General features: G+C 66.2%; 9 protein-coding genes. 4 read left to right on the top strand and 5 right to left on the bottom strand.

What is annotated here, in order from left to right; translation table 11 throughout:
- Window positions 1-40 precede the first annotated feature (40 nt).
- The 4 genes from EFAMC1_RS11380 (at window position 41) to asnS (ending at window position 2,529) form a co-directional block, all read left to right on the top strand.
- Window positions 41-172, top strand: coding sequence for a hypothetical protein (locus EFAMC1_RS11380; protein WP_315984869.1), 132 nt, complete (start codon window positions 41-43; stop codon window positions 170-172).
- Window positions 172-600: a hypothetical protein gene (locus tag EFAMC1_RS06215; protein WP_154053447.1), complete on the top strand. Its 429-nt coding sequence runs from the start codon at window positions 172-174 to the stop codon at window positions 598-600. The genes EFAMC1_RS11380 and EFAMC1_RS06215 overlap by 1 nt, the downstream gene beginning before the upstream one ends.
- Window positions 600-956, top strand: a complete 357-nt coding sequence (locus EFAMC1_RS06210; RefSeq protein WP_154053446.1) for a histidine kinase dimerization/phospho-acceptor domain-containing protein — start codon at window positions 600-602, stop codon at window positions 954-956. Before EFAMC1_RS06215 ends, EFAMC1_RS06210 begins: the two co-directional genes overlap by 1 nt.
- 169 nt (window positions 957-1,125) lie before the next feature.
- On the top strand, window positions 1,126-2,529 hold the full coding sequence (gene asnS / locus EFAMC1_RS06205) for an asparagine--tRNA ligase (protein WP_154053445.1): 1,404 nt from the start codon (window positions 1,126-1,128) through the stop codon (window positions 2,527-2,529).
- 753 nt (window positions 2,530-3,282) lie between these two features.
- Here asnS and EFAMC1_RS06200 read toward each other — a convergent pair.
- From EFAMC1_RS06200 to EFAMC1_RS06180, 5 genes are all read right to left on the bottom strand, one after another.
- Window positions 3,283-4,542: an aminotransferase class III-fold pyridoxal phosphate-dependent enzyme gene (locus EFAMC1_RS06200; protein ID WP_154053444.1), complete on the bottom strand. Its 1,260-nt coding sequence runs from the start codon at window positions 4,540-4,542 to the stop codon at window positions 3,283-3,285.
- A gap of 67 nt (window positions 4,543-4,609) precedes the next feature.
- Window positions 4,610-5,563: an acetylglutamate kinase gene (gene argB, locus EFAMC1_RS06195; RefSeq protein WP_154053443.1), complete on the bottom strand. Its 954-nt coding sequence runs from the start codon at window positions 5,561-5,563 to the stop codon at window positions 4,610-4,612.
- A 203-nt stretch (window positions 5,564-5,766) separates the two neighbouring features.
- Complete coding sequence (gene argJ / locus EFAMC1_RS06190) at window positions 5,767-7,053, bottom strand: bifunctional glutamate N-acetyltransferase/amino-acid acetyltransferase ArgJ (protein ID WP_154053442.1); 1,287 nt, start codon at window positions 7,051-7,053, stop codon at window positions 5,767-5,769.
- A 77-nt stretch (window positions 7,054-7,130) separates the two neighbouring features.
- Entirely contained in the window at window positions 7,131-8,192 is a 1,062-nt protein-coding gene (argC, locus tag EFAMC1_RS06185; protein ID WP_154053441.1) for an N-acetyl-gamma-glutamyl-phosphate reductase, read from the bottom strand.
- A gap of 645 nt (window positions 8,193-8,837) precedes the next feature.
- The gene (locus tag EFAMC1_RS06180; RefSeq protein ID WP_154053440.1) at window positions 8,838-9,917 is read right to left on the bottom strand and encodes a glycosyltransferase family 2 protein; all 1,080 of its coding nucleotides are present in this window, start codon (window positions 9,915-9,917) and stop codon (window positions 8,838-8,840) included.
- Window positions 9,918-10,083 lie beyond the last annotated feature (166 nt).

Raw genomic sequence — 10,083 nt, 5'->3', positions numbered from 1 at the left:
CGTCATCGTGTCGAGCCACATCCTGGTCGAGGTGCAGCACGTGGCTAACGACATCGGCATCATCACCGCAGGTCAGCTTGCCTATGAGACACCACTTGAGAAGGGACAGGGCCTCGAGGCCCTCTTCATGGACGTGAGCCGCCCCGCCGCGCAGAAGGGGGTGGCGGCGTGATGACTCGCAGCACTCAGGGGTATGACCGGCCCGCGGTTGGTCAGTTCACGGTCGAGCAGTCCTCTTCCGGGCAGGCCATGGACGAACAGCACGCAGCCGGATGGCCCGGCTTCGCGCGGACGCTCCGGGCCGAAGTCCTCAAGGGCGCGCACGCGGCCCCGCGCAAGGTCACGCTCGTCGCGCCGCTGCCGTTCTTCGCGCTCGGCATGATGGCCTCCGGCGCGCTCGCCGGCGAGGGCACAGGCGGGGCGGGATTCGCCACCTACGGCCGGAACTACTGGTACGTCCTCATGCTGCCGATGTCGGTGGTGCTCATGAGCTCGAGCCTGGCCAACCTGGACGCACACCAGGGCCTGCGGCCGATGCTTGGTCTGCCGCTGCCTCCCGCACTGACCTGGTGGCCAAGTGCGCCCACGTGCTCGGGCTAGTGTTCGCGACGAACCTGGTCGTCTACGCGGCCAGCGTGGTGACAAGCAACGTGGCGCAGGTCGACGACGCGCTCGCGGCGATGGAGCACACGCGCGTCTCGCTCAGGGACTCGCTCGAGGCGCGCTGGGCGGCCGAGGAGGACCGGCGCCGGTACATGGAGTCGCTCATGCACGAGCTCAAGACGCCGCTCACCGTCATTCAGGACAACGCCGAGCTCCTCGAGGGCGACCTCGCGGCGGGCCGCCTCTCCGGGGATGCGGCGGAGGACGCGCGGGAGATCCTCGACGCCACGCACCGCATGGACGAGAGCTTCATCCACATCATCGGGGCCTGGCGCGAGCCTGATGGCAAGTGAGTCGCTCGGGGTCGCGTTCGTCCTTCTCGCCCGGCGCGGGGGCTGGCCGACGCGAGAGAGACGGGCACGCTCCCGATTTCTCGCGCCCGGCCTCTCCGCGACCGCCCGTACCTCCCCCATCGAATATCATTACTACCTGTGACACGACCGCCAAACCCGAGGAGACCATATGGAACGCACCAAGATTGCCCAGCTCTACGCCGATTCCGAGGCACTCGGGGGCACGCGCGTCACCGTCGCCGGCTGGGTGCGCTCCATCCGCGACATGAAGAACTTCGGCTTCGTCACGCTCAACGACGGCAGTTGCTTCCGCGACCTGCAGATTGTCATGAACCGCGAGACCCTTGCCAACTATGACGAAATCGCCCACCAGAACGTCTCCGCCGCGCTCGTCGCCACCGGCACGCTCAAGCTCACACCCGACGCCAAGCAGCCCTTCGAGCTCACGGCCGAGGCCATCCGCGTGGAGGGCACGAGCGCGCCCGACTATCCCCTTCAGAAGAAGCGCGCCACGGTGGAGTTCCTCCGCACGCAGCAGCACCTGCGCCCGCGCACCAACCTGTTCCGCGCCGTGTTCCGCGTGCGCAGCGAGGCCGCGGCGGCCATCCACCGCTTCTTCCAGGGGCGCGGGTTCCTCTACGTCAACACGCCCATCATCACGGCCAGCGACTGCGAGGGTGCGGGCGAGATGTTCCGCGTGACGTCGCTCGACCTCGCGCACGTGCCGCTCAACGACGACGGCACGGTCGACTTCACCAAGGACTTCTTTGGCAAGCCGGCCTCGCTCACCGTGTCGGGCCAGCTCAACGCCGAGAACTTTGCCATGGCGTTTGGCGACGTCTACACCTTTGGCCCCACGTTTCGCGCTGAGAACTCCAACACCACGCGCCACGCGGCCGAGTTCTGGATGGTGGAGCCCGAGATCGCCTTCGCCGACCTGGCCGACGAGATGGACCTCTCCGAGCAGATGCTGCGCTCGGTGATCCGCGACGTGATGGAGCACTGCCCCGACGAGCTCGAGATGCTCAACAAGTTCGTGGACAAGGGGCTGCTCGCGCGCCTGCGCCACGTGGAGAGCAGCGACTTTGCGCGCGTGAGCTACACCGACGCCATCAAGATCCTCAAGGACGCCGTGGCCGGTGGCCACAAGTTCGACTACCCGGTGAAGTGGGGCATCGACCTGCAGACCGAACACGAACGCTACCTCACCGAGCGGCACTTCAAGCTGCCGACGTTCGTGACCGACTACCCCGCCGAGATCAAGGCCTTCTACATGCGCCAGAACGACGACGGGAAGACCGTGGCCGCGGCGGACTGCCTCGTGCCGGGCATCGGCGAGATCATCGGCGGCTCACAGCGCGAGGAGCGGCTGGACGTGCTGCAGCGCCGTATCGAGGAGCTGGGCATGGATGAGAGCCAGTACCAGTACTACCTTGACCTGCGTCGTTATGGCTCGTGCAAGCACGCCGGCTTTGGCCTGGGCTTCGAGCGCCTCGTGATGTACCTTACGGGCGTGGGCAACATCCGCGACGTGCTGCCGCACCCGCGCACCGTGGGCAGCTGCGACTTCTAGCAGGAAGCCGGACCGGCATACGCCGGCCCGGCTTTTTTTGTTCGCACGCGCAGCCCTGCCTTTCCCCCTTCGCTCACTGCCCCTTCGCACCCCGTCCCTTAGCTAACTGCCCCTTCGCGCCCCGCCCCTCCGCACCCGACCCCTCCACACCCGACCTCTCCACAGCCGACCCCTCCACAGCCGACCTCTCTGCTCCACGTGCTTTCACCCTTTTCCCGAGGGCGGTGCATTTTTGACGGGTTTGAACGCCCCTCTGGTTCGTGGACAAAACACGGTGCGATTCGGACGGATTTGCATATTCAAATCCGTCCGAATCGCACCACTCCAAACGGGCTCAAAGAGCAGGGCGTTCAAATCCGTCAAAGTTGCACATAGACCGCCGCCCGCGCACCAGCTATCCGCAGACGCGCACCGGCTATCCGCAGACTCGACCCACCCCGGGCCCTGGAAGCATAGCCTTGGGAACACGGTCAGGGGCACGGCCCCCTCCATTCAGTTCAAGGGCCTATCGTTGGGCCTGTCGGCGCATGGAGGATGCGGACATAACTTGGATCGGTTGATCCAAGAAGAGATCCGCATGCACGATTCCGATGACGTGGAGCTCACGATGCTCGCGCTGGCGGAGGGCATGAACTCGTCGTTTAGCCGCGCTACTGCAAGTCCCGCAAGTCATAGCCCAATACACAACAAGGACCGTCGGAGAGATCTCCGACGGCCCTTATGTGACAAATCATCCGGAAGGAAATGTGACAGCTAGGCGAGGAGGTCGCGAAGAATCTCGCAGAGCTTGTCGACGTCGGCCTTGGTGCAGACCAGCGGCGGAAGGAAACGCAGCGTGGTGGGGCCAGTAGCATTGATGACGGCACCTGCAGCCAGCGCCTTGGCCACGAGCTCGTGCGCATCAGGAAGTCCCGCCTCGAGCTCGGCGCCCAGCATAAGGCCCGCGCCGCGCACCTCGGTCACGTGCGGCAGCTTGCCCAGCTGGTCGGCCAGGTAGGCACCCACCTCGCGCACGTGCGCCAAGTAGCCGGCACCCTCCTCACCCTCGGGCGCGGTGCCGCCGATGAGCTCGTTCAGCACGCACTCCGACGCGGCGCAGGCAAGCGGGCCGCCGCCAAACGTCGAGCCGTGATTGCCCGGCTTGAAAGCCTCGCTGACCTCGGCCTTTGCCACGCACGCACCCATCGGCACGCCGCCGCCCAGCGATTTGGCCAGCGTGAACACGTCGGGCACCACGCCATAGGCCTGGAAGCCAAACGCGTGGCCCGTGCGGAACATGCCGCACTGCACCTCGTCGCACATCATGAGCGCGCCGTTCTCGCTCGTGAGGCGGCGCACCTCGTCCATGAACTCCTGCGTCATGGGGTGCACGCCGCTCTCGCCCTGGATGGGCTCGAGCAGCACGGCGCAAATGTTGGAGCCGCGCTCGGCAAAGACGGCGCGCAGGGCCTCGACGTCGTTTGCGTCGATGGCCACGAAGCCGCCGGGCAGCGGCTTGAACGGGTCCTGCGCCCAGCCCTGCATTGTGGCCGCGATGGTCTCCATCGTGCGGCCGTGGAAGCTCTTTTTGAGGCAGACGATGTCGTAGCCACCGTTGCCGCCGCGCTTGGCATGCAGGCGCGCAAGCTTGATGGCGCACTCGTTGGCCTCGGCACCGGAGTTGCCAAAGAACGTGCGCCAGAGCTGCGGCTCATCCGGGGAGGCCGCGGAGGGCTCGCCCTTGCCGGCGTTGGCGGCCTGCGAGAGCAGCCGGGCCACCTCGCCCCTGTGCTCGATCTGGAAGTAGTTGGAGACATGGAGGAGCTTGGCAGCCTGTCCGGCGATGGCTGCGTCAAGCGCCTCGTGGTGATAACCCAGGCAGTTCACAGCAATACCGGCAAGAAAGTCCAGGTAATCGGCACCCTTGTCGTCGGTTAGGTACATGCCGTGGCCACCCACGAACTCGACCGGCGAGCGGCCGAACGTGTGCATCACGTAGGCGTCGTCGAGCTTCTTGGCCTCTTCGTAAGACATGCGGGTTCCTTTCGGGGTTCTTGTGGAGCGAGACGGACGGGGCGGGCGGAGGGCGCCGCGCCCTGGGCTAGTTGTTGACGGCCAAACGGCTGGCGAGCGTACCGAGCGGGTGCGCATCGTACTCGAGCGCCTCGTCGGTGGAGTGCATCGTGGTGCCCACGCCCTTGTCGGTGAGCAGCTCCAGCAGCAGCGAGTGCGGAATCTTGCCGTTGATGACGTGGCTGCGGAACACGCCGGCGCGCAGGGCATAGCAGCAGCTCTGCAGCTTGGGAATCATGCCCGTGTCCACCTTGCCGCTCGCGATCATGTCCTCCATCTCGCGCAGACTCATGTTGGAGATGAGCGTGTCCTTGTCGGAGAAGTCGAGGTAGACGCCATCGACGTCCGTGAGGAAGATCACCTTGTGCGCGCCGATGGCAGCCGCCACGTGGCCGGCCGCCACGTCGGCGTTGATGTTGTAGTAGCCGCCGTCCTCGCCGATGCCCACCGTGGCCACCACGGGGATGTAGTCGCTCTTGATGAGGTTCTCGAGGTAGGCGGTGTTGACGTGGTCGATCTTGCCCACGCGGCCAAGCTCGGGGTCGAGCTGCGAGCACATGAGCGTGCCGGCGTCGGCGCCCGAGACGCCCACGGCCAGGTTGCCGTGGCGGTTGACGCTGGCCACGAGGTCCTGGTTGACCTCGCCCACGAGCACCTGGCGCACCACGTCCATGGCCTCGGGCGTGGTGACACGCTGGCCGTTCTTGAACTCCACCGGGAAGTTCAGGCGCTTGAACGCGCGGTTGATGGCCTTGCCGCCACCGTGCACGATCACCACGTTGACGCCCAGGATCTTGAGCAACACGATATCGCTCATGACGTCGGCACGCAGCTCGGCGCTCTCCATGGCCGCACCGCCGTACTTGATGACGACGGTCTTGCCGGTGATGTTCTTGATCCACGGCAGGGCCTCGAACAGCACCTGGCCGGCACGCTCGTCGGGCAGCTTCGCGCGGCCATATGTCTCAGTTGCGAACTTCATGATGGAATCCGTTCAGCCGGAATGCTCAAGCGAACTGGTGAAAGGGCGTCGAGGCGAGGTGCGCGCGACACCCCCAACACCGTAAGCGGGTTTCTGTGGCGCGTCAGATTGGCGCAAAAGCAAGGCGACGCGTATTGAATACGCGAGCCGCAGCTTGAGCGACAAGATGGCGTGCCACAGGAGGCCGCCCAGGTGGCCAGACCTTAAGTGCGATACTCTCCGTTAATCTTAATGTACTCGTGGGTGAGGTCACAGGTCCAGACGGTCGTCTCGCAGGTGCCGGCACCGAGGTCGGCCCAAATCGTGATCTCCGGCTCGTCGAAGCGGCGCAGGGCCTCGTCCTCGTCGAAGGCCACGGTGAGGCCGTCGCGGCAGACTGGCATGCCCATGATGTCGATATCGACGTCGCGCTGGTCGAACGGCACGCCGCACTTGCCGAGCGCCATGGCGATGCGGCCCCAGTTGCAGTCGTGGCCGTAGATGGCCGTCTTGACGAGCGGCGAGTTGGCGATGGCGCGTGCGGCGATGTCGGCGTCGGCGTCGGTGGGGGCGCCGGCCACGGTCACGGTCACGAGGCGGCTCGCGCCCTCGCCGTCGGCCGCGATCTCGCGGGCGAGGTGCTGGCAGACGTCGTGGATGGCGTGCGCCAGCTCATCGGCCTCGGGCGTGCCCGGCTCGATGGCGGGCGCATCGGGCGCGGCGGCGCCGGTGGCCAGTGCGATGCACGTGTCGTTGGTGGAGGTGTCGGAGTCGACCGTGACCTTGTTGAACGTGGCCTTGACGGACGAGAGCAGCACCTCATGCAGGGCCGCCGGCGTCACGGGGGCGTCGGTGGTGACGATGCAGATCATCGTGGCCATGTTGGGCATGATCATGCCCGAGCCCTTGCACATGCCGCCCACCGTGATGGTGTGGCCAGCGAGGGCGCCCGTGGCCTCGTAGGAGACGGCGCGCTCCTTAGGGTGCGTGTCGGTGGTCATGATGGCGCGCGCGGCGTCGTGGCCACCCGCCTGGCGCAGGCTCTCCTCGTTGGCCTGCGCGCCGATCTTGTCGTGCAGGGCCGGGATGCCGGTCTTGAACGGCGCCACGTCGAGTAGCTGGCCAATGACGCCCGTGGACGCCACGAGCACCTGCTTGGGGTCGCAGCCCAGCTCGGCGGCCACGATGTCGCAGGTCTCCTCGGCCGCGTCCAGGCCCTCGTCGCCCGTGGCAGCGTTGGCGTTGCCGGAGTTGATGCAGACGGCGCGCACCATCGCGCCGCCGTCGGCGCCCAGATGCTCGCGCGAGACGGTCACGGGAGCGGCGCAGAACTTGTTGGTGGTGAAGGTGCCCGCCGCCGCGACCGGCTGGTCAAACTCGACGAGCGCAAGGTCCAGGCGCTGCGGGTTCTTGCGGAACCCCGCGTGGATGCCGCCCGCGTGCACGCCCTTGGCGCTCGCGACTCCGCCGTTCTCGACCACTGCGAGCTTCGGCCGGTTTGTCTCGACCATTTGATCTCCTTGACTCATTGGATGGCCCCGCGGCGCGAGCATTCGCTCCGCTGGGGCCGTTGGTGCAGGTAGAAGCGCTAGACCGGCATGCCCACGCGGGGAAGGCCGGCGGCCTCGGCAAGGCCGAAGACGAGGTTGGCGCACTGGACGGCCTGACCGGCCGCGCCCTTGCACAGGTTGTCGATGGCGCCGGTGCAGATGAGCGTGTGCGTGCGCTCGTTCTTGGCGAGACCCACCTGGCAGACGTTGGTGCCCACCACGCTGGCCGTGCGCGGCTGCTCGCCCACGGGCAGCACCTGCACGAACGGACGGCCGTCGTAGAAGTCGAGGTAGCAGCCGAGCATGTCCTCGATGGACATGTCGGCGGCCTCGTCGGTGAGCTGCAGGTAGACGGTCGAGAGCAGGCCGCGCTTCATCGGGATGAGGTGCGGGGTGAAGACGACCTCGCCCAGCTTGCCGAGAATCTGCTCGATCTCGGGGGTGTGACGGTGGCATCCCACCTTGTAGGCCTGCACGTCCTCGTCGGCGTTGCAGAAGTGGGTCTTGGCGTTGCAGCCCTTGCCCGCTCCGGTGACGCCGCTCTTGGCGTCCACCACCACGAGGCCCTGCGACCAGCCGGCGCGGATGGCCGGGGCCGAGGCCAGCGAGGTGGCCGTGGGGTAGCAGCCGGCGCAGGCAACGAGGGCGGGCTTGCCGGCCTCGCGCAGGTCATGGGCACGGGCGATGTCGTCGGGGAAGAGCTCGGGCAGGCCAAAGGAGCGCGTGGCCAGGAGCTCGGGCGAGGTGTGCTTGGTGCCGTACCAGTGCTCGTAGACCTCGGGGTCGGCGAGTCGGTAGTCGGCCGAGAGGTCGCAGACGGTGACGCCGGCCTCGAGCAGGCCCGGCGCCTGGGCGAGCGCCGCCGTGTGCGGCACGGCAAGAAAGACCAGGTCGCAGTCCTTGACCGCGGGGTCGTCGTGCGTGGTGAACTCGATGTCCGACGAGCCCTTAAAGGCGGGGTAGACCTCGGCGAGCGGCGTGCCCGCGTCGGCGTTGGACGTGATGACGGACAGCTCGAAGTCGGGGTGCTGCACGAGCAGCCTCACGAGCTCGGCCCCCGCGTAGCCCGCGGCGCCGATGACACCAACCTTATACGACATGCGATTCCCCCTCGTGTGCTCGGCGGCGCGCTTCGCCGCCGGTCCCTCGTATCTTGCGACGGCGCACGGCCGCCGGACGTCTCCCCGCTTGACGAGATGGAATTATAGCCTCACGCAACATCAATGTTTGGGCTAGTTTTCTTAATTCTGCATACTCTTTCATATTTTATTCTGATTTCTGCATACTACTCGCTGGGAACGGAATACTGGCGGGTTTTGGACCCGCCGACCTTTGCTGTCTGGAACCCACCCACCAACTGTCGGTGACTCGTCCCAGTTGGGATTCCGAAGTCGGCGTGCAGTTCGAGCGGATTTGAGTGTCCTCTTGGACGGAGGCTAATTTGAGGTGCATTTTACGCGGATTTGAGTGCCCGCGAGGCACTCAATTCCGGCTAAACCGCACGCGTCGGCAGGGCTTCACCAGCAAGACGTTCAAAACCGGAAGAATTGCACACTCGACCCCAAATCCACGCACTCGCGGGCGCTTGGGACGGCAGAGGAAGCGGCTTGAGAGCCTTGGGGCAGCAATGGGATCGACGCCAGAGCTCCGGACGACAAAGAGGGGTAACCGGAGCTGTGGGTAGCGTCGGGGGCCATTGAAGCGAGGCGCGTGAAATGGAGGGCCGCGAGCTGCGGACGACCCCCCTACCGGTTGGCCTTGAGCACGGCGAACAGCTTGGTGTTGTGCCGCTTCACGAACGAGATGACCTGGCCCTCCGCGAGCGCCATGCGCGCATCACGGCGGCGGATCGGCATGAGCATGACTCGCATCATCCGCGAGTGCGGCTTGGCGATGGACACGGCCAGCTGCGCGCGGTCGCTGCAGATCATCTTCGACACGTGGTCAAGCTTCTCGGCGGCTGAAAGCGTGCAGCTGGGGTTGCACACGTTCTCGATGCAGCCCACAAGCCGCTCGATGTAGCGCCGTTGGATCATCTCCACGCTCGCCGGGTCGCCGGCAAGGCCCCAGTGCTCGTAGAGGTCGAGCATCCAGCCGTGCTCCTCCTCGCGCTTCTCGTACATGTTGGGCCGCCAGCGCGCCGTCTCGCTCTCCTGCCGAAAACGAATGAAGTGGTAGTACGCGCGCTCGGTGACGCCCACGCGCTCGATATCGCGGATGACGTCGAGCACGAAGGGGAAGTCGTCCCAGAACGTGGGCTTGAACCGCGCGTGGATGCGCTCGAGGTACGAGCGGCGGAACAGCTTGTTCCACGGCGTGTAGAGGAGGTTGGTGTCGAACAGCCGCCACGCGCACGCGTGAAACTCCTGCGGCGAGGCAAAGGTCTGCGTGGGCCGGCTCTTGAGCTCGGAGGTGTACCGGCCCTCGTCGCCGTAGTAGGTCTCGATGTAGAACCCGGCGATGACGAGGTCGAGATCGTCGCGCTCGGCGATGGCCACGAGGTCGGCGAGCATCTCGGGCTCCACCCAGTCGTCTGCGTCGACGAAGTGCACGAACTCGCCGGTCGCGCGGTCGAGCGCGGTGTTGCGCGCGGCGGCGGCACCCTGGTTCTTGGTGTGGATGACCTCGATGCGGATGTCGCGCTCGGCGAGCTTGTCGGCCACCTGGCCGGTGCGGTCGGTGGAGCCGTCGTCCACGACGAGCAGCTCGAAGTCGCGCAGGGTCTGGTTCTGGAGACTCTCGATGGCACGGCCGATGAAGCGGTCCACGTTGTAGGCCGGTATGATCACCGAGACCTTCGGGGTCCTCTTCGTCTTGCGAGCCATCTGGTCACCCTTCGAACGTGCGGCGAGCTGCGGCGCTCGGGCATAACGCACCTACGCTCGAGAGACTACCATCGGCGCACGCGACGGCGGCTCAGGCCCGCGGCAGTCCAGCTAATCTGCGCATTTGCTAGGCGTACAGTTGGGGACGTGTTCGTTCTGCACATGT

It is taken from the genome of Olsenella uli (genome assembly GCF_901212675.1).
Classification (GTDB): Bacteria; Actinomycetota; Coriobacteriia; order Coriobacteriales; family Atopobiaceae; genus Parolsenella; species Parolsenella uli_B.
This window is presented reverse-complemented; position numbering and strand designations above follow the sequence as displayed.

What these genes read in the sequence shown, in the direction of transcription:
- EFAMC1_RS06215 (WP_154053447.1), top strand. Translation starts at nt 172, where the DNA reads ATGACTCGCAGCACTCAGGGGTATGACCGGCCCGCGGTTGGTCAGTTC.
- asnS (WP_154053445.1), top strand. Translation starts at nt 1,126, where the DNA reads ATGGAACGCACCAAGATTGCCCAGCTCTACGCCGATTCCGAGGCACTC.
- EFAMC1_RS06200 (WP_154053444.1), bottom strand. Translation starts at nt 4,542, where the DNA reads ATGTCTTACGAAGAGGCCAAGAAGCTCGACGACGCCTACGTGATGCAC.
- argB (WP_154053443.1), bottom strand. Translation starts at nt 5,563, where the DNA reads ATGAAGTTCGCAACTGAGACATATGGCCGCGCGAAGCTGCCCGACGAG.
- argJ (WP_154053442.1), bottom strand. Translation starts at nt 7,053, where the DNA reads ATGGTCGAGACAAACCGGCCGAAGCTCGCAGTGGTCGAGAACGGCGGA.
- argC (WP_154053441.1), bottom strand. Translation starts at nt 8,192, where the DNA reads ATGTCGTATAAGGTTGGTGTCATCGGCGCCGCGGGCTACGCGGGGGCC.
- EFAMC1_RS06180 (WP_154053440.1), bottom strand. Translation starts at nt 9,917, where the DNA reads ATGGCTCGCAAGACGAAGAGGACCCCGAAGGTCTCGGTGATCATACCG.